The sequence below is a fragment of the Ramlibacter albus genome (assembly GCF_014297445.1).
Classification (GTDB): Bacteria; Pseudomonadota; Gammaproteobacteria; order Burkholderiales; family Burkholderiaceae_C; genus Ramlibacter; species Ramlibacter albus.
Genome location: NZ_JACORU010000002.1, coordinates 317,813 through 340,587 on the forward strand (window position 1 = coordinate 317,813; position 22,775 = coordinate 340,587).

The 22,775-nt window shown below is 68.0% G+C and carries 22 protein-coding genes; 11 read left to right on the top strand and 11 right to left on the bottom strand.

Annotated elements, in window-relative coordinates:
- Positions 1-66: 66 nt before the first annotated feature.
- Positions 67-429 (top strand): hypothetical protein, encoded by a 363-nt coding sequence (locus H8R02_RS08280; RefSeq protein ID WP_187080913.1) that lies wholly within the window; start codon positions 67-69, stop codon positions 427-429.
- Positions 430-473: 44 nt separating this feature from the next.
- On the opposite strand, the gene H8R02_RS08285 is transcribed toward H8R02_RS08280, so the two are convergent.
- Together H8R02_RS08285 and def are read right to left on the bottom strand one after the other, a co-directional pair.
- Positions 474-1,406 carry a glycosyltransferase gene (locus H8R02_RS08285; RefSeq protein ID WP_187080914.1) on the bottom strand — a complete coding sequence of 311 codons (933 nt, stop codon included), beginning with the start codon at positions 1,404-1,406 and terminating at the stop codon, positions 474-476.
- A complete protein-coding gene (gene def, locus H8R02_RS08290; protein WP_187080915.1) occupies positions 1,406-1,945 on the bottom strand; it encodes a peptide deformylase in 540 nt (179 codons plus the stop codon). The genes H8R02_RS08285 and def overlap by 1 nt, the downstream gene beginning before the upstream one ends.
- Before the next feature lie 30 nt (positions 1,946-1,975).
- On the opposite strand from def, the gene H8R02_RS08295 reads away from it, so the two are divergent.
- A complete protein-coding gene (locus H8R02_RS08295) occupies positions 1,976-2,368 on the top strand; it encodes a YbaN family protein (RefSeq protein WP_187080916.1) in 393 nt (130 codons plus the stop codon).
- Here H8R02_RS08295 and ligA read toward each other — a convergent pair.
- From ligA to smc, 3 genes are read right to left on the bottom strand one after another with little or no spacing between them, the layout of a single operon-like run.
- Entirely contained in the window at positions 2,351-4,405 is a 2,055-nt protein-coding gene (ligA, locus tag H8R02_RS08300; RefSeq protein WP_187080917.1) for an NAD-dependent DNA ligase LigA, read from the bottom strand. The two genes, H8R02_RS08295 and ligA, sit on opposite strands and share 18 nt — an antisense overlap.
- Positions 4,402-5,424, bottom strand: coding sequence for a cell division protein ZipA C-terminal FtsZ-binding domain-containing protein (locus tag H8R02_RS08305; RefSeq protein ID WP_187080918.1), 1,023 nt, complete (start codon positions 5,422-5,424; stop codon positions 4,402-4,404). The genes ligA and H8R02_RS08305 overlap by 4 nt, the downstream gene beginning before the upstream one ends.
- Complete coding sequence (smc, locus tag H8R02_RS08310) at positions 5,421-8,936, bottom strand: chromosome segregation protein SMC (protein ID WP_187080919.1); 3,516 nt, start codon at positions 8,934-8,936, stop codon at positions 5,421-5,423. Before smc ends, H8R02_RS08305 begins: the two co-directional genes overlap by 4 nt.
- 83 nt (positions 8,937-9,019) lie before the next feature.
- Between smc and H8R02_RS08315 the strand changes: the two genes are divergently transcribed.
- Positions 9,020-9,937: a DUF72 domain-containing protein gene (locus H8R02_RS08315; protein WP_187080920.1), complete on the top strand. Its 918-nt coding sequence runs from the start codon at positions 9,020-9,022 to the stop codon at positions 9,935-9,937.
- On the opposite strand, the gene H8R02_RS08320 is transcribed toward H8R02_RS08315, so the two are convergent.
- From H8R02_RS08320 to H8R02_RS08335, 4 genes are read right to left on the bottom strand one after another with little or no spacing between them, the layout of a single operon-like run.
- A complete protein-coding gene (locus tag H8R02_RS08320; protein WP_187080921.1) occupies positions 9,891-10,931 on the bottom strand; it encodes an alkane 1-monooxygenase in 1,041 nt (346 codons plus the stop codon). The genes H8R02_RS08315 and H8R02_RS08320 overlap by 47 nt on opposite strands.
- A gap of 41 nt (positions 10,932-10,972) precedes the next feature.
- Complete coding sequence (locus H8R02_RS08325; RefSeq protein ID WP_187080922.1) at positions 10,973-11,407, bottom strand: CesT family type III secretion system chaperone; 435 nt, start codon at positions 11,405-11,407, stop codon at positions 10,973-10,975.
- Entirely contained in the window at positions 11,404-11,856 is a 453-nt protein-coding gene (locus tag H8R02_RS08330; protein ID WP_187080923.1) for a CesT family type III secretion system chaperone, read from the bottom strand. Before H8R02_RS08330 ends, H8R02_RS08325 begins: the two co-directional genes overlap by 4 nt.
- A gap of 13 nt (positions 11,857-11,869) precedes the next feature.
- Positions 11,870-12,826, bottom strand: a complete 957-nt coding sequence (locus H8R02_RS08335; protein WP_187080924.1) for a hypothetical protein — start codon at positions 12,824-12,826, stop codon at positions 11,870-11,872.
- Between the two features lie 334 nt (positions 12,827-13,160).
- Between H8R02_RS08335 and dapC the strand changes: the two genes are divergently transcribed.
- Genes dapC through H8R02_RS08375 form a run of 8 tightly spaced genes read left to right on the top strand, consistent with a single transcriptional unit; the run spans position 13,161 to position 22,055 of the window.
- Complete coding sequence (gene dapC, locus H8R02_RS08340; RefSeq protein ID WP_187080925.1) at positions 13,161-14,369, top strand: succinyldiaminopimelate transaminase; 1,209 nt, start codon at positions 13,161-13,163, stop codon at positions 14,367-14,369.
- A complete protein-coding gene (dapD, locus tag H8R02_RS08345; RefSeq protein ID WP_187080926.1) occupies positions 14,366-15,190 on the top strand; it encodes a 2,3,4,5-tetrahydropyridine-2,6-dicarboxylate N-succinyltransferase in 825 nt (274 codons plus the stop codon). The genes dapC and dapD overlap by 4 nt, the downstream gene beginning before the upstream one ends.
- 26 nt (positions 15,191-15,216) lie before the next feature.
- Positions 15,217-16,371, top strand: coding sequence for a PilT/PilU family type 4a pilus ATPase (locus H8R02_RS08350; protein ID WP_187080927.1), 1,155 nt, complete (start codon positions 15,217-15,219; stop codon positions 16,369-16,371).
- A complete protein-coding gene (gene dapE, locus H8R02_RS08355) occupies positions 16,368-17,516 on the top strand; it encodes a succinyl-diaminopimelate desuccinylase (protein ID WP_187080928.1) in 1,149 nt (382 codons plus the stop codon). Before H8R02_RS08350 ends, dapE begins: the two co-directional genes overlap by 4 nt.
- Positions 17,513-18,382, top strand: a complete 870-nt coding sequence (prmB, locus tag H8R02_RS08360) for a 50S ribosomal protein L3 N(5)-glutamine methyltransferase (protein WP_187080929.1) — start codon at positions 17,513-17,515, stop codon at positions 18,380-18,382. Before dapE ends, prmB begins: the two co-directional genes overlap by 4 nt.
- Positions 18,382-19,608 carry a cystathionine gamma-synthase family protein gene (locus H8R02_RS08365; protein ID WP_255429229.1) on the top strand — a complete coding sequence of 409 codons (1,227 nt, stop codon included), beginning with the start codon at positions 18,382-18,384 and terminating at the stop codon, positions 19,606-19,608. The genes prmB and H8R02_RS08365 overlap by 1 nt, the downstream gene beginning before the upstream one ends.
- Positions 19,605-21,497 carry an ABC-F family ATP-binding cassette domain-containing protein gene (locus H8R02_RS08370; protein ID WP_187080931.1) on the top strand — a complete coding sequence of 631 codons (1,893 nt, stop codon included), beginning with the start codon at positions 19,605-19,607 and terminating at the stop codon, positions 21,495-21,497. The genes H8R02_RS08365 and H8R02_RS08370 overlap by 4 nt, the downstream gene beginning before the upstream one ends.
- 54 nt (positions 21,498-21,551) lie before the next feature.
- Positions 21,552-22,055: a hypothetical protein gene (locus tag H8R02_RS08375; RefSeq protein WP_187080932.1), complete on the top strand. Its 504-nt coding sequence runs from the start codon at positions 21,552-21,554 to the stop codon at positions 22,053-22,055.
- Positions 22,056-22,059: 4 nt separating this feature from the next.
- Here H8R02_RS08375 and H8R02_RS08380 read toward each other — a convergent pair whose 3' ends face one another.
- Together H8R02_RS08380 and H8R02_RS08385 are read right to left on the bottom strand one after the other, a co-directional pair.
- Positions 22,060-22,389 (bottom strand): helix-turn-helix domain-containing protein, encoded by a 330-nt coding sequence (locus tag H8R02_RS08380; protein WP_187080933.1) that lies wholly within the window; start codon positions 22,387-22,389, stop codon positions 22,060-22,062.
- Positions 22,386-22,769, bottom strand: a complete 384-nt coding sequence (locus H8R02_RS08385) for a type II toxin-antitoxin system RelE/ParE family toxin (protein WP_187080934.1) — start codon at positions 22,767-22,769, stop codon at positions 22,386-22,388. Before H8R02_RS08385 ends, H8R02_RS08380 begins: the two co-directional genes overlap by 4 nt.
- Positions 22,770-22,775: the final 6 nt, after the last annotated feature.

A 22,775-nucleotide genomic window follows, 5' to 3' on the forward strand; every position in this document is an offset into this window, starting at 1 on the left:
CCTCTGTATGTGGCAAAGGGGAGGAAACGGGAAATAGCATCCGGGCACCGTCACCCGGAGACCTTCATGACCGTTCCCGCCAGTTCTTCACGCCCCGCCGCCACTCATGCCGCGCACGGCGCACCCGCCGCGGCTTCCGCCGCTGCCGCCGCGGCAGCCCCGCAACCGCAGCCCGAGGCCGCACCGGTCGCCGAGGAGGCCGTGCAGGACGCCGGATCCAAGCCGTCGCTGGCCGCAACCGCCAACCTCAGCCGGCATGCGACGCACCTCAATACCGGCTACTTCAGGAACCTGCAGGTCCCGGCGGCACGGCCCGCGCCTGCGGCCCATGAAAGCGCCGAGGCTGACGAGCAACCGCACCTCGTGCGCACGCCGTCCCAGGCGCTCGACGCTGCCGCCGCTGCGCTTCAGCACAACGAAGAAGACTGATCGGCGCCTGATATCGGCCTGATGACGGCGCCGCAGCCGGGTTTTCAATGCCCGACGACGCCGTTCCAGAACTCGCCCACCAGCCGCGCCGTCTCCTCCCGGCGGTACGCATCCGCCGTCTGCCGGCCGCGCGCCACCATCGCCTCGTAGGCCAGCCCGCGCTCCAGCACCATCTCGCACGCGCGCGCGAGCTGGTCGGTGCAGCCCTCGATGTCGTCGTCCCCGGCCCACAGGCCGTTGGCCGCGTGGGCGGAGTCGCTCCCGCCGGGTGAACCATGGAAACCGGCCACGAGGCAGCCGCAGGCCATCGCCTCCAGCAGCGTCATGCCATGCGCCTCCAGCCGTGCCAGCGACAGGAAGATGGCCGATTGCCCAAGCGCCTGCGCCACCTGCTTCTCCGTCGCCTGTTCGATGATGGCCCACTTGACGTGCGCGAACTTCGGGTGGGTCGCGCGCAGCAGGTCGCGCACCGCCATCACCTCCACCGGCCGCTTGCGCGGCACGCAGGCGATCTGGAACTCGCGGCGCGGCGCGGGCTGGAACAGCTCGTGGTCGATGTAGAACGGCGCGTAACCCAGCTTCATGGCCGGCATGCGCTTGCGCATGTAGTGCAGCGTGGTCTGGCTCACGCACACCACCTGCTCCACGCCGAAGTCGGCGTACGAGGCCTTGTTGCCCACGCCGCTCCACACGTAGAACGGGTTCTGGCAGAACACGAGCTTGCGGTTGGGCGTCGCGGCGAATTTCTCCAGCAACTCGAAATTGTTCTCGGGGAAGACGAGCACGTCATCTTCCGCGATGTCGTCCAGCGTGGTCGTGGCGGCCGGGCTGTCGAACCACCACGGCGCCTTGCCGTCGGGTGTTGCGACCACCGCTTCGCGGCCGGCTTCGGTGAGCAGCGTGACGTGCTGGTAGATCGCCTTCACGCCGCCCGCGACTTCGGCGGTGGGCCAGGAGGTGTAGACGATCCTGGGCATCAGTCGTCCTCGTGGGCCGCCATCTCCGGGAAGAGGATGTCGGTGTAGCCGAATTGCGTGAAGTCGCGCATGCGCATCGGGTAGAGCTTGCCCACGAGGTGGTCGCACTCGTGCTGCACGACGCGCGCATGGAACCCGTCCACGGTGCGGTCGATCGGCTGCCCCTTCGGGTCGAAGCCGGTGTAGCGGATCTTCGCGTGGCGCGGCACCAGCCCGCGCAGGCCGGGGACCGAGAGGCAACCCTCCCACCCCAGCTCCTCTTCGCTGCCGACGGGCGTGATGGACGGGTTGAGCAGCACCGTGCGCGGCACGGGCGGCGCGTCGGGATAGCGCGGGTTGACGGTGTCGGTGCCGAAGATCACGAGCTGCAGGTCCACGCCGATCTGCGGCGCGGCCAGGCCGGCGCCGTTGGCGGCCTTCATCGTGTCGAACATGTCGTCGATGAGCGCGCGCAACTCGGGGGTGTCGAACTTCTCGACTGGCTTGGCGACGCGCAGCAGGCGCGCATCGCCCATCTTCAGGATTTCTCGGGCTGCCATGGCCGCCAGCATACCGGGCAAAATCGGCCGATGCTCAAGGCCGGGGTCCGCTGGTTCTATTTCGCGATGGCGCTGCTGTCGCTGGGCCTGGGCATCCTCGGCGCGTTCCTGCCGATCCTGCCCACGGTGCCGTTCATCCTGCTGGCGGCATGGTTCGCGGCGCGCAGCTCGCCGAGGTTGCTCGCCTGGCTGGAGAACCACGCGCACTTCGGCCGCTACATCCGCGACTGGCGCAACGGCGGGGTGGTGAGCCGCAAGGCGAAATGGGCCGCGACGATCATGATGTCGATCAGCGCGGTGATCATCGTGCTGACCGTGGCCAATCCGTGGGCCCGGTTCTTCTCCATCGGCACGATGGTGGTCGTGGGCAGCTGGCTGTGGCGGCGCCCCGAGAGCCCGCCGGCCTCAGCCCCCGGCGAGTAGGCGGCGCAGGCCGTCCTCGTCCAGCACCGGCACGCCCAGCTCCTGGGCCTTGTCGAGCTTGCTGCCGGCCTCGGCACCGGCAACGACGTAATCGGTCTTCTTGCTCACCGAGCCCGCCACCTTGGCGCCGGCGGCTTCGAGCATTTCCTTGGCTTCGTCGCGGCTCAGCGTCGGCAATGTGCCGGTGAGCACAACTGTCTTCCCCGCAAGCGGTTTGGGCGCACCGCGGTCCGGCTCGCCCTCTTCCCACGTGACGCCGCATGCGCGCAACTGCTCCACCACCTCGCGGTTGTGCGGCTGCTGGAAGAAGGTGTGGATGCTCTCGGCAACCACCGGGCCCACGTCGGGCACCTCGAGCAGTTGCTCCGGCGTCGCGTCCATGATCGCATCGAGCTTGCCGAAGTGCTTCGCGAGGTCCTTCGCCGTCGCCTCGCCGACGTGGCGGATGCCGAGCCCGTAGATGAACCGCGGCAAGGTCGTCGACTTGGACTTCTCCAGGTTCGCGAGCAGGTTCTGCGCGGACTTCTCGCCCATGCGCTCCAGCGCCACCAGGTTCGCGAAGCCGAGGCGGTAAAGGTCGGGCAAGGTCTTGACGACGCCCGCATCGACCATCTGGTCCACGAGCTTCTCGCCCAGGCCCTCGACTTCCACGGCGCGCCGCTGCGCGAAATGCAGGATCGCCTGCTTGCGCTGCGCGCCGCAGAAGAGGCCGCCGGTGCAGCGGTAGTCCGCCTCGCCCTCTTCGCGCACGGCTTCGGAGCCGCACACGGGGCAGCGCTTCGGCATGGTGAACTGCGGCGGGTTTCCATGGCGCTTCTCGGGCACCACGGCCACAACCTCAGGGATAACGTCGCCCGCTCGCCGCACGATCACCGTGTCGCCCACGCGCACGTCCTTGCGCCGCGCCTCGTCCTCGTTGTGCAGCGTGGCGTTGGTCACCGTCACGCCGCCAACGAACACGGGGTGCAGCTTCGCCACCGGCGTGAGCTTGCCGGTGCGGCCGACCTGGATGTCGATGGCCTCCACGGTCGTCAGCTGCTCCTGCGCCGGGAACTTGTGCGCCACGGCCCAGCGCGGCTCGCGCGTGACGAAGCCCAGCTGCTGCTGCAGCGCGAGGCTGTTGACCTTGTAGACCACGCCGTCGATGTCGAACGGCAGCTGGTCGCGCGCGCGGCCGACGTCCTGGTGGTAGCGCACGAGGTCGGCCGCGCCCTGCGCCACGGCGATCTTGTCGGAGACCGGCAGGCCCCACGACTTCAGCGCCTGCAGCACGTCGTAGTGCGAGCGGAACTGTGGCCCGCCGACGATCTCGCCCCAGCCGTACGCGAAGAACGACAGCGGCCGCTGCCGCGCGATGTTCGGGTCGAGCTGCCGCACCGCGCCCGCCGCGGCGTTGCGCGGGTTGACGAACGTCTTCTCGTTCTTCGCCCCCATGGCGATCTTCTCGCGCTGCAGCTCGTTGAGCTTCTCGAAGTCGTCGCGGCGCATGTAGACCTCGCCGCGCACCTCCAGCACTTCGGGAAAGGCCTTGCCGTGCAGCTTCAACGGGATCTGCCCGACGGTGCGGATGTTCTGCGTGACGTCCTCGCCCACCTCGCCGTCGCCGCGCGTGGCGGCCTGCACGAGCACGCCGTGCTCGTAGCGCAGGTTGATCGCCAGCCCGTCGAATTTCAGCTCCGCGACGTACTCGATCGGCGGGTCGGACTCTGCGAGCCCCAGCTCCCGCCGCACGCGCGCGTCGAAGTTCTGCGCCCCGGTCGCCTCGATGTCGGTCTCGGTGCGGATCGACAGCATCGGCACCTTGTGCCGCACCTTCTCGAAGCCTTCCAGCGCCTTGCCGCCGACGCGCTGCGTGGGCGAGTCGGGCGTCAGCAGCTCGGGGTATTTCTCCTCCAGCGCCTGCAGCTCGCGGAACAGCTTGTCGTACTCCGCGTCCGGGATCTCCGGCTCGTCGAGCACGTAGTAGCGGTGGGCGTGGTGATGCAGCAGCTCGCGAAGCGCGTCGGCGCGTTCGCGATCGCGAGCAGGCACGGTCATGAGAACAGCCGGCGAGCCTGCGGCGACCCCGCCGAAAGGTCACGCGAATCGAGCGTGTCGTACAGGTGCTCGAGGTCGGCCCCGATCACGTCCAGCGCCTCCGCGCGGATAACCTGCCCGTTGTCGTCGGTGATCATCCCGTCCATCGATGCGGCCAGTGCGATCGCGGCGTCGCGCATCTTCACGAACGGCTGCTCGCTGCGGGCGACGTGCGTCACGTCGAGGCTGAGCGTCACCTCGCGGATCGCCGACTGCGCGGGGTCTTCGGCGAGCGCGGCCTGCGGGTCGAAGGACAGGCCCAGGATGGGCGAGCTCGCGTTCACCGCAGACGGCAGCACCATGCGGCCGGGGATCGCCCCGGCGACGAAACCGTGCTTGCCGGCATGCTGCTGAACGTACCCGGGGCTCCACGCCGCATTGCGGGCGCGCAGCGTGAAGCCGAGCTGCGCATCGTGCGTGCCGGCGAACTGGTCCAGCTCGCGCGCGCGGTTCACCACGTCCAGCATCTCGGGGAATTCCGGCGCCCCGCCGATCGCGTCCGCGAAAGCCTGCGCCTTCATCACGAACTCGGAGAACTCGATCTCGTTGAGCGCGCCGTTGCGGTTGGCCATCTGCACGCCGGCCTGGAACTTCGAGTAGCGCTGGCCCGCGCGCGGTGTTTCCCACGCCTGCGCCGCATCGTTGAACCCTTCGACCGCGAAAGGCTTGCTGCCCACGCGGCGGGTCGGCGGCATCGCGGCGAGTGCCGCGTCACCCGTGACGACATGGTCCACGGCAATGGGTGCGATCGCGTCGATCAGGTTGTCGAGTGCAGGTTTGCGCTCGGGCGCCGGCAGCGGTGCGATGTCGGCTTCGAGCACGGGCTCGGTGCGCTCGCCCGGTGCTGCTTCGGCAGTAGCGACGGGCACCGCCTCGGGCTGACGTGGCGTATTGCGTCGCGTGGTCCATGCATTCCACGCAACGAGGACGGCGAGCACCAACCCGCCGAGGATCGCCAGGCCGACGGTAAAACTGCTCATGCAGCTTCCGCCATCGACACCGCGGACTCCATGTCCACGGCCACGATGCGCGAGACGCCCTGCTCCTGCATGGTCACGCCGATCAGCTGTTCGGCCATTTCCATCGCGATCTTGTTGTGGCTGATGAAGAGGAACTGCGTGCCCTTGCTCATGGCGGTCACCAGTTTCGCATAGCGCTCGGTGTTCGCGTCGTCCAGCGGCGCGTCCACCTCGTCCAGCAGGCAGAAGGGCGCCGGATTGAGCTGGAAGATCGCGAACACAAGTGCGATGGCCGTCAGTGCCTTCTCGCCGCCCGAGAGCAGGTGGATCGTCTGGTTCTTCTTGCCCGGCGGCTGGGCCATCACCTGGACGCCGGAGTCGAGGATCTCCTCGCCCGTCATCACGAGCTTGGCGTTGCCGCCGCCGAACAGCTCCGGGAACATCCTGCTGAAGTGGTCGTTGACGGTCTGGAAGGTACCCGCCAGCAGCTCGCGCGTTTCGCCGTCGATCTTCTTGATCGCGTCTTCCAGCGTGGTGATGGCTTCGTTGAGGTCGGCCGACTGCGCGTCGAGGAACTGCTTGCGCTCGCGCGCGGTGGTCAGTTCTTCCAGCGCGGCGAGGTTCACCGCGCCCAGCGCCGTGATCTCGCGGTGCAGGCGGTCGATCTCGCCCTGCAGGCCGGACAGGCGCACGTTGTTCTCGGTGACGGACTTGCCGACCGCCTCCAGGTCCGCCTGCGCGTCCGCGAGCATCTGCGAGTACTGCTCCAGGCCCAGTCGGGCGGCCTGCTCCTTCAGTTGCAGGTCGGTGATGCGCTGGCGCAGCGGGTCCAGCTCGCGCTCGAGCTGCAGGCGGCGCTCGTCGCTCGCGCGCAGCTTGGCGGTGAGGTCGTCGTACTCGCTGCGGCGGGCGCCCAGCACCTGCTCACGCTCGCTCTTGAGCTGCAGCGCGGTCTGCAGGCCGGCTTGCGCGGCGGCGTCGGTCAGGCGTGCGAGTTCGGCGGTGGCGCGCTCTTCTTCGGCGGCAATCGATTGCGCCTGTTGCGTGGCCGTCTCGATCGCACGCTGCAATTCGCCGCGCCTCGCTTCCAGCGAACGCTGCGAGAAGGTCGCCTCCTGGGCCTGCCGCTCCAGGGAGCGATGCTGTTCGCGCGCCTCGGTCAGCTTGCGCTCGGCCTCGATCACGCGCTCGTCCAGCTGCGCATGGCGCTCCTGGCTGTCGGCCAGCTGCATGTCCAGCTCTTCGAAGCGGGCTTCGGCGGCGACGCGGCGCTCCTGCAGTTCTTCGAGCAGGGCATCGACTTCGGCCAGGTCGCCGGCGATCTGCTCGCTGCGGGCGCGGGTCTGTTCAGCCAGCTGCGTGAGGCGCAGCGTTTCCACCTGCAGCTCGTGGGCGCGCGACTGCGTCTCGGCCGCTTCGCGGCGCACGGTGACGAGGCGCTGCGAGGCGTCCGTGTACGCGGCTTCGGCGCGGACCAAAGCGGAGCGCGTCTCCTCGGTGATCAGCGCCTGCGCGCGCAGTTGCTTCTCGAGGTTCTCGATCTCCTGCTGGCGCGCCAGCAGGCCGGCCTGCTCGCTGTCCTGCGCGTAGAAGCTCACGCTGTGCGCGGTGACGGCGTGGCCGCTCTTGACGTAGATGACTTCGCCCGCCTTGAGCTTGTCGCGTGCGGCCAGCGCGTCTTCGAAGGAAGCGGCGGTGTAGCAGCCGTGCAGCCAGTCGGAAAGCAGCGCCTTCTGGCCGGCGTCGTTCAGGCGCAGCAGGTCGGCCAGGCGCGGCAGGGCGCCTGCGGCTTCAGGCGTCGCAGCCTGTGGCGGTGAATAGAAGGCCAGCTTCGCGGGCGGCGCGTCGTTCGCGAACGAACGCACCATCTCCAGCCGCGACACCTCCAGCGCGCCCATGCGCTCGCGCAGCGCCGCTTCGAGGGCGTTCTCCCAGCCCTGCTCGATGTGGATGCGGCTCCACAGGCCCTGCAGGCCGTCGAGGCCATGCTTCGCGAGCCACGGTTGCAGCTTGCCGTCGGTCTTGACCTTCTCCTGCAGCGCCTTCAGCGCTTCCATGCGCGCCGACAAATCGGCCTGCTTCGCGCCTTCGCTGTTCACGGCCTGCTGCTGCGTGCGGCGCTCTTCGTCGAGCTGCGGCACCTGCTCCTGCAGCTCGTGCAGGCGCGCGTCGGCGGTCTGCGCGGCTTCCTGCGCGGCGGCCAGCTGCTGCTGCAGGTTGACCAGGCGCGCTTCGTCGGGCGCGGCCAGCGCATTGCGATCGGCCACGAGCTTTTCGCGGCGCACGTTGAGCTGGCGCGACTGCTCCTCGATGTTGCGCTGGTCGGCGGCCAGCACCTGGATCTGCTGCTGCACCTCGGCCACCGACGTGCGCTGCGCATTCGACTTCGCCTGCGCGTCGCGCAGCGCGTCTTCCAGGTCGGGCAGCTTCTGGTCGTGCTCTTCCAGCTGCGCGGCCAGCAGCGCTGCCTTTTCTTCGGCTTCCACGCCTTGCGCAGCCAGCGTCTCGATCTCCGCCGCGGCTTCGTCCTTGCGCGAGCCCCACTGCGCGGCCTGCTCCTTCAGCTGGACGAGGCGTTGCTCCACGCGCTGGCGGCCTTCCACCACGAAGCGGATCTCGGCTTCGAGCCGGCCCACTTCCGCGCTCGCCTCGTACAGCAGGCCCTGCGCCTGGTTCACCTGGTCGCCGGCTGCGTAGTGCGCCTGGCGGATCGTCTCCAGCTCGCTCTCGATGCGGCGCAAATCCGCGACACGCGACTCGAGGTCGTTCACCGCCTTGTCGGCATCGGCCTTGAGCTTGACCTGGTCGGCCTCGGCCTCGGCGCGCTTGAGGTACCACAGCTGGTGCTGCTTGAGCGTCACGTCCGCCTGCAGCGTGTTGTACTGCTGCGCGACCTCGGCCTGCTTTTCCAGCTTGTCGAGGTTGGCGTTGAGCTCGCGCAGGATGTCTTCCACCCGCGTGAGGTTCTCGCGCGTGTCCGAGAGGCGGTTTTCCGTCTCCCGGCGGCGCTCCTTGTACTTGGAGACGCCGGCGGCCTCTTCGAGGAAGAGGCGCAGCTCCTCCGGCTTGGACTCGATGATCCGGCTGATCGTGCCTTGGCCGATGATGGCGTACGCGCGCGGGCCGAGGCCCGTGCCGAGGAACACGTCCTGCACGTCGCGGCGGCGCACCGGCTGGTTGTTGATGTAGTAGCTGCTGGTGCCGTCGCGCGTCAGTACGCGCTTGACCGCGATCTCCGCGAACTGGCTCCACTGGCCGCCCGCGCGGTGGTCGGCGTTGTCGAACACCAGCTCCACGGACGAGCGCGACGCGGGCTTGCGCGACGTGGTGCCGTTGAAGATGACGTCCTGCATGGACTCGCCGCGCAGCTCGCTCGCGCGCGACTCGCCCAGCACCCAGCGCACGGCGTCCATGATGTTGGACTTGCCGCAGCCGTTGGGGCCGACCACGCCGACGAGTTGGCCGGGCAGCATGAAATTGGTGGGTTCGGCAAACGACTTGAACCCGGACAGCTTGATCGATGTGAGACGCACGGCCTGCCTGCTGTTTCGCTTGGCTGGAAAATCCGCGCCCGACCTACAGCGGGCGCACCGGCGGCGATGATACCTTGGGCCTCATGCCCGGTCGGATCCACATCGGTGTCTCGGGGTGGCGCTACACGCCATGGCGCGGGCACTTCTACCCGCCGAAGCTGGCGCAGGCGAAGGAACTGCAGTACGCCTCCCGCGTCTTCAGCTCGCTGGAGTTGAACGGTTCGTTCTACTCGCTGCAGCGGCCATCGAGCTATGCGATGTGGGCGCGGGACACGCCGCCGGGCTTCGTCTTCGCCATCAAGGGCAGCCGCTACATCACGCACATGCTCAAGCTGCGCAACATCGAGGCGGCCATGGGCAACTTCTTCGCGTCGGGCCTCTTCGAGCTGGGGCCGAAGCTCGGGCCGTTCCTCTGGCAGTTCCCGCAGATGATGCGGTTCAACGCGGACCTGTTCGAGGAATTCTTCGCCCGCCTGCCGAAGACCACTCGGGCCGCGGCGAAAGTCGCCCTGCAGCGCGACGAGCGGCTGCAGGGCCGCGAGTCCCTGCAGCCGGATGCCAACCGCAAGCTGCGGCACTGCGTGGAGGTTCGGCACGAGTCCTTCGTCGACGCGGACTTCATCCGCCTGTGCCGCAAGTACGGCGTCGCGTGGGTGGTTGCCGACACGCCGAAGCCGTGGCCGCTCTTCGAGGACGTTACCTCCGATTTCATCTACATGCGCCTGCACGGCTCCACCGAGCTTTACAACAGCCGCTACACCACCGAGGAGCTGGAGCGCTGGGCGCGCCTGATCCGCTGCTGGACGCGGGGCCAGCAGGCGCGCGACGTGCGGCTGATCACGAAGGAGCGGCCCGAGAAGCTCGAATCCCGCGACGTGTACTGCTATTTCGACAACACCGACAAGCGCCACGCGCCGGACAACGCGATCGAGCTGATGCGGCTGCTGGGCCTGGTCAAGGGGGATCCGCTCGCAGCGGCGAACCCGCTCGTGCGCCCGTAGCCGGGTGCACCAGCCGGAACCACAACGGCGGTATCGCCGCCAGCACGATGCAGCCCGCATACCCGGTGGGCAGCTGCGGCGTATCGGGCAGCGCCTGCAGCGCTGGGTACGCCTTCCAGGCGTGCATGTGGTGGTCGGAGTGGCGCTGCAGGTTGGCGAGCAGCGAGTTGGAGATCGCATGGTCCGCGTTCCAGGCGTGCTGGGGCCCGAAGGGCTCGCCGGGTGCGCGCACGAGGCCGTAGTGCTCGATGTAGTTCACCGTTTCCAGCAACCACACGGCAAAGGCCGACTGCGCGAACCAGAACACCACCGCTTTCCAGCCACCGACGGCGGCGACGATGGCAAGCAGGACGATCTGCGCCGAGGTCGCCCACACCATCGGGCTCGACGCCCACCCACGCCTGAACTGCGCCAGCCTCACCGCCTCCAGCCGCCAAGCCCCCATGAAATTCCCCGCCACCGTGCGCGGCAGGAAGCGCCACAGGCTCTCGCCGAGACGCGCCGTCGCCGGGTCGGCAGGCGTCGCCGCGCGCACGTGGTGACCACGATAGTGCTCGACCATGAACTGCGGATAGTTCACGGTGGTCATCAGCACCCAGCCGAGCACGCGGTCCCCCTTGCTGCGGCTGTGGCCGAGCTCGTGGGCGTAGGTGATCCCCTGCGCGCCCGTAACGAAGCCCACGGCGAAAGCCAGCCCGAAGACGACGCCCCAATCGGCGCGCGCCGCGGCGGGCACCGCTGCGGCCAGCAGCGCGAGCTGCAATGGCACATACAGCCGCAGCAGCCACACGAGCCCGTGCTGCTCCCCGACGGGTTCCGGCGAGCGCTTGAACCCGGGCCACACCGCCTCGGCGATGGCGATGAAAGCAAAGATCAGGAACGCGCCCATCGCGGCGTGGCCAGGACGCACCAGCACATTGAACAGGCTGAGCGCGGGCAACGCACATCCCAGCGCAAACCGCGCATCCAGCCAATGCCACCCGGCAGCGTGCATGGCCGCCATTGAACGCCCGCGCGCAGGGGGCGTCAACCGGGTCAGGCGGTCGCCGCCCCGAAGTTGTCTTCGCGCCACTGCAACGCCACGCCGACCGCCTCCTCGAAGACGGCCATGAGGCCAGCCGCAGTGGACTCGCGCATCGGGAAGCCGAACATCAGCGTGGCCGCACCCGTGGCCATGTCTCGGCAGAACACCGGCCGATGATCGCCATGCCACGGGAAGAAATTCGAGACGAGGAGCGAGCGCATGATCGAGCGTGCATCGGTGGCTTGGCCCTCCACCTCGCCAAGCTCGACCCGCACCACGGCCTCCTGGTTGTCGCGGCGCGGGTCGTAAGTGACGGCCGCATGCACGCCCTTCCAGTCGACATCGAACGAGAGCACGCCGTCGTCACCAGCCACGGGCGCCACGGGGGCCCCATCGGCCAGCGTGCAGAAGTCGGCGCACAGGGCCGAGAAGGATGCGATCGTCATGGCTGCGACTCCTCGCACTTGAACGCGTGCGGCACGACGGCCTGGCGCCAGCGCAGCCCGGCCAGCACCCCGCGTTCGACCAGGGCCGCGAGCGGCTCGGCGTCGGGGTCGAACAGCGGCCAGGTGTAGCGCAGCACGGCGTGCCCGGTCGCCGGGTGCAGCGCGAAGAGCGGCGAGCCCTTCTCCTGCCAGCTCACGCAATTGGCGGTGAGCATGCTCGCCGTGGCGAGATCCTCGTCCACGCCCTCGCCCGTGATGGCGCCGAGGTCGAAGCGCACGTCCAGGTGCCGGCACGCGCGGCCGCCCCAGCACGACGCCCGGGCCGCCACGCCGGCCCAGACGAGGTCGAGGACGAGCGGGGCCGTGGGCTCGGCGCCGGCCGATGCGCAGGCCTTGCGCGCGCGGTCGCAATAGTCGATGCATTGCTGGCCGAATGTTGGCTTGTCCATTGCCGTGCTCCAATCAATGAGCACCCTCCGGCACGCAGCCGCTGCCCTTTTTCGTGTACACCTCGATGTTCCGCGTCAGTGCGACCCCCTGGGCCGCCTGCTCGGCAACGCACTCCGCCACAGGGCCGGCCATCGCCGGGGATGCGATCACGACGGCGCCCTTGCAGGTGCCCTCGAGGCACAGTTGCCCGACGAGGTCCCCCTTGCTTTCGCGCTCGACGCTCAGGCCGTCGACGACGGGCTGGGTGAGCGACGCCGAGTCTCCGCGGGTCCCGATGAACAGGTACGAGGTGCCGTTGGGTGCATTGCGCAGCAGCCCGATCAGCGGGCGCGCAGCCGAAGCACGCTCGCCGGCAAACTGCGGCCAGAGCTGCACGATGTTCCATGCCCGGCCCGTGCCCGGCAGGCTGACCGCGCCATCCTTTTCTTGCGCCCACGCCAGCAGAGCTTGCATCTGCACGATGGTGATGTTGTCGTCGCCGTGAAGCAGCGTGGAGGCGTTCGGGTCGCGCAAGTCCAGGGCATGCACTCGCACGCCATCGAGCGCCAGGGAGTGGATGAGGGGGTTCATGTCATGCGCGGTCACGGCGGTCAGCGGGCCGCTGGAAGTCGTGGCCACTTCCTTGCGTCCGGTAGCGAAGCAACTGCGCTCGTCCTGCCACTTCACGAAGCCGTCCGCCTCTGTCTCGAGGTGCACGCCCACCTTTTTCCCTGTGGGGCCGCCCTGGGGGTTCAGCGTCACGGCTTCGACCGCACCGGGCAGGGTCGTGAAATCCGTCTGCCCGCAGCCGAAGACGACGGTCAAGTGCTCGTCCGTTTTGGCGCTCGCACACCGGAGCAACTGGTTCAGGGTGTCGTCGAGGTCGGTGTAAGGGTCATACCGGGTGCCATAGTAGATTCCGCCTTCGACGGCGAAGGCTGTGCCACAGGCACAACCAATGGCTGCCAGGCACTTCAAACAGGCCTTCAAGCAGGCCTTGGAAGGGCGCCGCGGCTCACATCGCGGGCGCCGCCGGGCCGATACCGTCGGCCTCGCCGCGTCCCTCGGCTTCGTGGTTCTTCTGGCGGCGTCAAGCTCGATTGCGCGGGGGCCCGCGAGGGGGTCGGTTTCCTTCGTGTCCCGGTCGCCGGCGTCCAGGCCGGGACGTACGTGGAAAGTCGCTGGCTCGAAGGAAACGGGTTTCTTGGATTCGGATCTCATGGCATCTCCAGGTACCGGGACAAGAGGTGTTCGGCCAAGAGGCCGCACCACTCAGTCACCTGCTGAAGAGCCCGGTTCCCGGGCGTTCGCGATAATCCCGGGAATGAATCCCCTGCTGGCCCGCCTGCAGCCCTACCCTTTCGAGCGGCTGCGACAACTCTTCGCGGGTGTCACCCCCAACCCCCAATACAGCCCCATCTCGCTGGGCATCGGCGAGCCGCGGCATCCCACGCCAGGCTTCATCAAGGACGCGCTCGTCGGTTCGCTCGGCGGTTTGTCGGTTTACCCATCGACGGTCGGCGACCCCAAGCTGCGCTCCGCCTGCGCCGGCTGGCTGGAGCGCCGTTACGGCATCGCCGTGGACCCCGCCACCCAGGTGCTGCCGGTCAACGGCACGCGCGAGGCGCTGTTCGCTTTCGCGCAGACGGTGGTGGACCCGTCGAAGCCGGCCGTGGTGGTCTGCCCCAACCCCTTCTACCAAATCTACGAAGGCGCCACGCTGCTCTCGGGTGCCGACCCGTACTACGCGCCCGTCGACCCCACGCGCAACTTCGCGATCGACTGGGACAGCGTGCCCGCCGACGTCTGGGCGAAGACGCAGCTCGTCTTCGTGTGCTCGCCGGGCAACCCCACGGGCGCGGTGATGCCGCTGTCGGAGTGGCGCAAGCTCTTCGAGCTGCAGAACAGGCATGGCTTCGTCATTGCGTCCGACGAGTGCTACAGCGAGATCTACTTCCGCGACGAGCCGCCGCTGGGGGGCCTCGAAGCGGCGCACAAGCTGGGCCGCCGCGACTTCCGCAAGATGCTGATGTTCACGAGCCTGTCCAAGCGCAGCAACGTGCCCGGCATGCGCACCGGCTTCGCCGCGGGCGACGCCGAGCTGGTGAAGAAATTCCTGCTCTATCGCACCTACCACGGCAGCGCGATGTCGCTCCCCGTGCAGGCGGCCAGCATCGCGGCGTGGGAGGACGAGGCCCACGTGGCGGCCAACCGCGACATGTACCGGCAGAAATTCGCGGAAGTCACGCCGCTGCTCGCGCAGGTGCTGGACGTGAAGCTGCCCGACGCGGCGTTCTACCTGTGGGCCGGCGTGGGCGGCCCGGACACCGAATTCGCCCGGGAGCTCTACGCTCAATACAATGTCACCGTGCTGCCGGGCAGCTACCTTGCGCGCGAGGCGCAAGGGGCCAACCCCGGCGCCGGCCGTGTGCGCATGGCGCTCGTCGCCGACACGGCCGAGTGCCTGGAAGCCGCGCATCGCATCTTGCAATTCGTCCAAACCAACCCGCAATTCCAGGTTCGCCCCCAATGACCCAGCAGCTCCAGAGCATCATCGACACCGCGTGGGAAGACCGCGCCAACATCTCCGCCAAGTCCGCCCCGAAGGAAGTGGCCGACGCCGTGGAGCACGTGATCGCCGAGCTGAACAACGGCCACCTGCGCGTCGCCACGCGCGAAGCCGTGGGCCAGTGGACGGTGCACCAGTGGATCAAGAAGGCGGTGCTGCTGTCCTTCCGCCTGAAGGACAACGTGGAGATGCGCGCGGGCGACCTCGCCTTCTACGACAAGGTGCCGACGAAGTTCGCGCACCTCTCGCCGGAGGAACTCGCCGCCACCGGCGTGCGCGTGGTGCCGCCCGCCGTGGCGCGCCGCGGCAGCTTCATCGCCAGGGGCGCCATCCTGATGCCCAGCTACGTGAACATCGGCGCCTACGTCGACGAAGGCACCATGGTGGACACCTGGGCCACCGTGGGCTCCTGCGCGCAGGTGGGCAAGAACGTGCACCTCTCCGGCGGCGTGGGCCTGGGCGGCGTGCTGGAGCCGCTGCAGGCCAACCCGACGATCATCGAGGACAACTGCTTCATCGGTGCCCGCTCGGAGATCGTGGAAGGCGTGATCGTCGAGGAAAACTCCGTGATTTCCATGGGGGTTTACATCGGGCAAAGCACGAAGATCTACGACAGAATGACCGGCGAGGTGCACTACGGCCGCGTGCCGGCGGGCTCCGTGGTGGTCAGCGGCAACCTGCCTGCCGCCGACGGCAGCCACAGCCTGTACTGCGCGGTGATCGTCAAGCGGGTGACGGCCGCGACGCGAGCCAAGGTGAGCCTCAACGAGCTGCTGCGGGACTGAACGATTTGTTGTAAGAGGGGTGCGACATGTCCACGATGGAACGGATCCTGCGCCTGATGGCCGAGAAGAAGGCCTCGGACGTGTATTTGTCGGCCCATTCGCCGGCGCTCATCAAGATCAACGGCCAGTGCCTGCCGATCAACAACCAGCTGCTGCCGCCTGAAGCCACGCGCGCGCTGCTCGCCGAAGTGCTGCCCGAAAAACGCATGGAGGAGCTGGACGAGTCGCGCGAGCTGAACATGGCCTATGCCATCGAGGGCATCGGCAACTTCCGCTTCAGCGCCATGTACCAGCGCGGTACGGTGGCGGCGGTCATCCGCTACATCCAGGGCGAGGTGCCGGCGCTCGGCTCACTGAACGTGCCGATGATCCTGGGCGACATCATCATGGAAAAGCGCGGCCTGGTGCTGATGGTGGGCTCCACCGGCTCGGGCAAGAGCACGACGCTCGCGGCCATGATGGACCACCGCAACGAGCGCGTGTCCGGCCACATCCTCACCATCGAGGACCCCGTCGAATTCATCTTCAAGAACAAGAAGTGCGTGGTGAACCAGCGCGAGGTGGGCAGCGACACGCAGGCGATGCAGATCGCGCTGAAGAACGCGCTGCGCCAGGCGCCGGACGTCATCCTGATCGGCGAGATCCGCGACCGCGAGACCATGTCCGCCGCCATCGCCTACGCGCAGTCCGGCCACCTGTGCCTGGCGACCATGCACGCCAACAACAGCTACCAGGCGCTCAACCGCATCCTGTCCTTCTACCCCGTGGAAGTGCGCCCGGCGATGCTGGGCGACCTGGCCGCGGCGCTGAAGTCCATCATCTCGCAGCGCCTGCTGCGCACCGTCACCGGCGGCCGCGCGCCGGCGGTGGAGGTGATGCTCAACACCAAGCTGATCTCCGAGCTGATCGAGAAGGGTGACTTCTCCGGCGTGAAGGAGGCGATGGAAAAGGCCATGGCCGAAGGCTCGCAGACCTTCGAGATGGCCATCGCCAAGCTGATCATCGACGGCGTGGTCGACAAGAAGGAAGGCCTGGCCTACGCCGACTCGCCGACCAACCTGCAGTGGCGCCTGCAGAACGACGCGGCCGCCGCCGGCAAGGCCACCGAAGAGGCCACGGACGGGGACGAGGCCGACGACACGCCCACGTTCACCGAGATCACGCTGGATGTGAAGCATTGAACCGGGCCCTCCACCTCACCGAACACCTCATCTCGCGCCGCTCGGTCACGCCCGACGACGGCGGCTGCCAGGACATCCTGAAGGCGCGGCTGCAGCCGCTGGGGTTCGCGTGCGAGACGATCGTGAGCGGGCCCGAGAGCTTCCGCGTGACCAACCTGTGGGCCAAGCGGGCCGGATCGTCCGGGCGCACGCTGGTGTTCGCGGGGCACACCGACGTGGTGCCGACCGGTCCGCTGGAGCAATGGTCGAGCGACCCCTTCACGCCTTCGCATCGCGAAGGTTTGCTCTACGGGCGCGGGGCCGCCGACATGAAAACCTCGATCGCCGCGTTCACCGTGGCGGCCGAGGAATTCCTGCAGGCGAACCCGCAACCGAAGATTTCCATCGCGATGCTGGTCACGAGCGACGAGGAAGGCCCCTCCGTGGACGGCACTGTGGTCGTCTGCGAGCAGTTGCAGAAGCGCGGCGAAAAGCTCGACTGGTGCATCGTCGGCGAGCCCACGTCCGTGGAAAAGCTCGGCGACATGATCAAGAACGGCCGGCGCGGCAGCCTCTCGGGCAGGCTCACCGTCAAGGGCATCCAGGGCCACATCGCCTACCCGCAACTCGCGCGCAACCCCATCCACCAGGCGATGCCCGCGCTGGATGAACTCGCGAAGACGGAGTGGGACAAGGGCAACGAGTTCTTCCCGCCCACGAGCTTCCAGGTGTCCAACATCCATGGCGGCACGGGCGCGACGAACATCATCCCGAACTCGGTGGTGGTGGACTTCAACTTCCGGTTCGCCAGCGTGAGCACGGCCGAATCGCTGCAAAAGCGCGTGCACGACATCCTCAACCGGCACCAGCTGGAGTACGACCTCGCGTGGGTGGTGGGCGGGCAGCCCTTCCTCACCACGCCGGGCGAGCTCGTGGGCGCCGTGCAGGCGGCGATTCGCGGCGAGACGGGTGTTGAGACGGAGCTGTCGACAACGGGCGGCACCAGCGACGGCCGCTTCATCTCGCGCATCTGCCCGCAGGTGATCGAGTTCGGGCCGGTCAATGCGAGCATCCACAAGATCGACGAGCACGTGCGCGTCGCGGACATCGAGCCGCTGAAGAACATCTACCGCCGCACGCTCGAGAACCTGAACGCGCTGGGATGAAGGTCCGTGCGCTGGTGGAAGTTTGCGCCGCGCGGCTGGAGCGCGCCGGCGTGGCTTTCGGCCACGGCACCACCAACGCATTCGACGAAGCCGCGTGGCTGGTGCTGTGGCGGCTGGGCCTGCCGGTCGATTCGCTCGACGAGCATGCGCGCCGCGCGGTGTCGCCGCAGGACCAGTCACTGGTCGAAGGACTCATCGCGCACCGCATCGAGACCAAGAAGCCCGCCGCGTACCTGACGAACGAGGCCTGGCTGCAGGGCGTGCCCTTCTACGTGGACGAGCGTGCGATCGTGCCGCGCAGCTTCATCGCGGAGCTGCTGGCCGACGGCAGCATCGACCCGTGGTTGTCGGACCGCACGCGCAAGGTGCTGGACTTGTGCACGGGCAATGGCAGCCTTGCCGTGCTGGCGGCGATGGCGTATCCGGAGGTGGAGGTCGAGGCGGCCGACATCTCCGAGCCGGCGCTGGAGGTGGCGCGCATCAATGTGGACCGGCACGGGCTGGGCGAGCGCATTTCGCTGCGGCTGTCGGACGGGTTGCAGTCGCTCAAGGGCCCCTACGACCTGATCCTGTGCAACCCGCCTTACGTCAATGCGCAGAGCATGGCCAAGCTGCCGGCCGAGTACCGGGCGGAGCCGCAGCTCGCGCTGGCCGGCGGCGAAGACGGAATGGATTTCATCCGCTCGCTGTTCCGCGATGCGCCTTCGCGGATGAGCGACGAGGCCGTGCTCGTGCTGGAAATCGGCAACGAGCGGGAGAATTTCGAGCGGGCCTTCCCGAAGCTGGAGGTGGTCTGGCTGGAGACCAGTGCGGGTGAAGACCAGGTGCTGCTCGTGACTGTGGACAACCTGCGAAAATGCAGGTAATGCCACACGACATCTCCACCCGCATCCTCCACGCCGACCGCCTGGCCGCGCCCGAGCACGGCGCCACGCACAAGCCGCTGCACATCGCCACCGGCTACGGCTACGAGACGGCCGAAGAGCTCACCGCCGTGTTCCAGGGCGAGAAGGCCGGCCATGTGTACGGCCGCCAGGGCAACCCCACCACGCAGGCACTCGAAGCCAAGATCTCCATGATGGAAGACGCCGTGGGCACGGTGTGCTTCGCGACCGGCATGGCGGCGATCACGGGGACGATGTTCGCGCTGCTGCGCGCCGGCGACCACGTGGTGGCCAGCCAGTTCCTCTTCGGCAACACGGCTTCGTATTTCAAGACGCTGCAGCTGCTCGGCTGCGAAGTCACGCTGGTCGATGCGACCGATGCCGCCAACATCGCCGCGGCGCTGCGCCCCACCACGCGCATGGTGTTCGTCGAGACCATCGCCAACCCGCGAACGCAAGTCGCGGACCTCGCCGCCATCGGCCGCCAGTGCAAGGACCTGGGCATCGTCTACGTCGTGGACAGCACCCTCACCTCGCCCGCCACCTTCAAGCCGAAGGACGTGCATGCATCGCTGATCGTGCATTCGCTGTCCAAGGCAATTTGCGGCCACGGCAACGCCCTCGGCGGCTCGATCTCCGACACGGGCCTGTACGACTGGACGAAGTACCCCAACATCCTGCCCGCGTACAAGAAGGACGCGGCGGCGAAGTGGGGCCTGCTGCAGGTCCGCAAGAAGGGCCTGCGCGATCTGGGCGGCACGCTCAGCTCGGAGCATGGCCACCGCATCGCCGCGGGCGCCGAGACGATGACGCTGCGTGTCGAGCGCGCCTGCTCGAACGCGCTGGCACTCGCGCGCTGGCTCGAAGCCGAGCCCAAGGTGGCGCGCGTGCACTACCCGGGCCTCGCCTCGCACCCGCAGCACGAGCGTGCGGGCAAGCTGTTCAAGGGCTTCGGTTCGCTCCTGGCGTTCGAACCCAAGGCGGACCCGTTCGACGTGCTCAACCGCCTCAAGCTGGTCATCAAGTCCAGCCACCTCGGCGACAACCGCACGCTCGCGCTGCCGGTGGCCCGAACCATCTTCTGGGAGATGGGCGAGGAGCAGCGCCAGTCGATGGACATCGCCGAGTCGCTGATCCGCGTGTCGGTGGGTATCGAAGCGGAGGCGGACCTGCTGGACGATTTCAAGCAGGCTTTCGCGCAGCTGTGATCAACCTTAAAGAGGTCAGCCTTCGCCGCGGCGCGAAGGTGCTGCTGGATCGCGTCTCCGTCACCATCAACCCGGGTGAAAGCGTGGGCCTCGTCGGCCGCAACGGTGCGGGCAAGTCGACGCTGTTCGCATTGCTGCTGGGGCAACTGCACGAGGACAGCGGCGAGTTCACGATGCCCGCGCAGTGGCGGATCGCGCAGGTCGAGCAGCACATGCCCGAGACGAGCGAGTCGGCCACCGACTTCGTGCTCGCGGGCGACACACGGCTGATGTCGCTGCGCGAGGAACTCACGCGCGCGGAGACCGACGGCGACGGCATGGCCATCGCCCACGCGCACTCGGACCTTGCCGATGCCGGCGAGCACGACGCCGTACCGCGCGCGCAGTCGCTCATCCTCGGCCTCGGCTTCAAGCCGCACGAGCTGGACAACCCCGTCGACAGCTTCTCCGGCGGCTGGCGCATGCGCCTCCAGCTCGCCCGCGCGCTGATGTCGCCGTCGGACCTGCTGCTGCTGGACGAGCCCACGAACCACCTGGACCTCGACGCACTGGTCTGGCTCGAAGCGTGGCTCAAGCGCTACCAGGGCACGCTGGTCGTCATCAGCCACGACCGCGAGTTCCTCGACGCGGTGACGAAGGTCACGCTGCACATCGAGAACCAGAAGCTCACGCGTTACGGCAGCAACTACAGCGGCTTCGAGACGCTGCGCGCGCAGCAGATCGCGCTGCAGAGCGCCACTTTCGCGAAGCAGCAGGAGAAGATCGCCCACCTGCAGAAGTTCATCGACCGCTTCAAGGCCAAGGCGAGCAAGGCCAAGCAGGCGCAAAGCCGCGTCAAGGCGCTGGAGCGCATGGAGAAGATCGCGCCGGTGCTGGCGGATGCGGAGTTCACCTTCGAGTTCAAGGAGCCCGCGAACCTGCCGAACCCGATGCTGGCGATCAGCGATGCGTCGTTCGGCTACGGCGAGGATGCGGTGATCCTGCGCGACGTGAACGGCACCGTTCTCGCGGGGCAGCGCATCGGCATCCTCGGCGCCAACGGGCAAGGCAAGTCGACGTTCGTCAAGACGATCGCACGCACGATGCCGCCGCTGGCCGGCACCGTCACCGAAGGCAAGGGCCTGGCCATCGGCTATTTCGCGCAGCAGGAGCTGGACGTGCTGCGGCCGCAGGACACGCCGCTGGAGCACCTCACGCGGCTTGCCCGCGAGCTGGGCCCGGCCCTCGGCCAGTCCGCCCGCGAGCAGGACCTGCGCAACTGGCTCGGCCAGTTCCTCTTCACCGGGGACATGGTGCAGCAGGCCGTGGGCTCGATGAGCGGCGGCGAGAAGGCGCGCCTGGTGCTGTGCATGCTGGTGTGGCAGCGCCCCAACCTGCTGCTGCTGGACGAGCCGACCAACCACCTCGACCTCGCCACACGTGAGGCACTGGCCGTGGCGCTCAACGAGTTCGAAGGCACCGTCATGCTCGTGAGCCATGATCGCGCGCTGCTGCGCTCCGTTTGCGACGAGTTCTGGCTGGTGGGCCGCGGTGCTGTCAAGCCGTTCGACGGCGACCTCGACGACTACCAGCAGTACTTGCTGGAAGAGGCGAAGCGGATCCGCGACGAAGCGGCGCCGCCGAAGCCCACGCCTGCACCTACGGTGGCCCCCGTTGTGAAGAAGGGCGGACGCAGCAAGAGCACGGTCAGGCGCGAGCTGGACCAGGCCGAAGCGCTGATGCACAAGCTGGAAGGCGAGAAGTCGTCGCTGGAGACTTCGCTGTCCTCGACGGTCGACGCCGGCAAGATCGCCGAAGCCGGCAAGCGCCTGCAGTCCGTTACCGAAGAGCTGCACAAAGTCGAAGAACGCTGGCTCGAGCTGACGCACGAGTTGGATAACATTGGCTAGCCGCCGCCCGGCCGCCCGAAGGCGGCACATCGCAGGGCGCAGCTCGGAGATTCCATGCCTTCTCGTGAAAGCGCGATCGCCCTCGCCGGCAACGACCCTGCCCTCCTCGAAGCGATCCGCCGCGCGCGCAAGCTGCTGAACCGGCGCGCACTGGCAGGTGCGGCGGCCGGTGCCGTGCCGGTCCCCGGCCTCGACTGGCTGGTGGACGCCGCGCTAATCTCGAAGCTGATGCCCGCCATCAACGCCGAATTCGGCCTGACGCCGGAGCAGCTCGACCGGCTGCCCAAGCGCAAGCAGGAAGAAGTGCAGAAGGCGATCGGCGTCGTGGGCTCGATGCTGATCGGCAAGTTCATCACGCGCGAGATGGTGGTGAAGATGGCGCAGACCATCGGCGTGCGCATGACGGCGAAGACCGCCGCCAAATACGTGCCGCTCGCCGGGCAGGCGGTGTCGGCCCTGATCGGCTATACCGCCATCCGCTACCTCGGCGAGTCGCACATCCGGGACTGCGTCGCGGTGTGCAAGGCGGCGCACCTGAAGCTGCCGGCGCCTCGGTAGTCGGTCAGGCGAACTGCAGCTCGATCCTGCCGGCGCGGCGTTGGATCGGGCCGATCACGATCTTCACGTCGTGGCCCAGCTTGGTGACCAGGTCGAGCAGCTTGGCTTCGCTGATCCCGCGGAATTGCCCGCGCGTGATGCGCGAGATCTTCGACTGGTCGATACCCACCAACGCGGCGGCATCCTGCTGCGTCAGGCCGCGCGCCTGGATCGTGCGCGCGATCTCCGCAGCGAGCTGCGCCTTGCGCTGCATTTCGGCAGCGTGTGCGTAACCCAGGTCTTCGTAGACATTGGTGCTGCCTTCTTCGATGGCGGTGGGATTGGATCGGCTCATTGCTTTACTCCTTGCTTTGCCAGCCAAGCCGCATGATCGATTTCGGCGGCCTTCAGGCGCGCCGCGATCAGCTCCATGTCCTGCCGCGGCGTAGCGATGCCGCTCTTGGACTTCTTCTGGAAGCAATGCAGGACATACACCCAGCCCGCGAACCTCACCGTATAGACGGCCCGGTACGTGTCACCGCGGAAATCCTCGATCACTTCGAGGACGGCCGCCGACCCAAACCCGCTCAATACCTTCGCATCCGGATGGCGGCCACCTGCCTGCGCCATGTCGATGGCGAAGCCGAAGACGTCTTGCACGTCGTCCGGCATGTCCACCAAATCCCGCTTTGCCGACCCGACCCACTTGACCGGTTTGCGCGGCGGGGCCCCCATTGATGA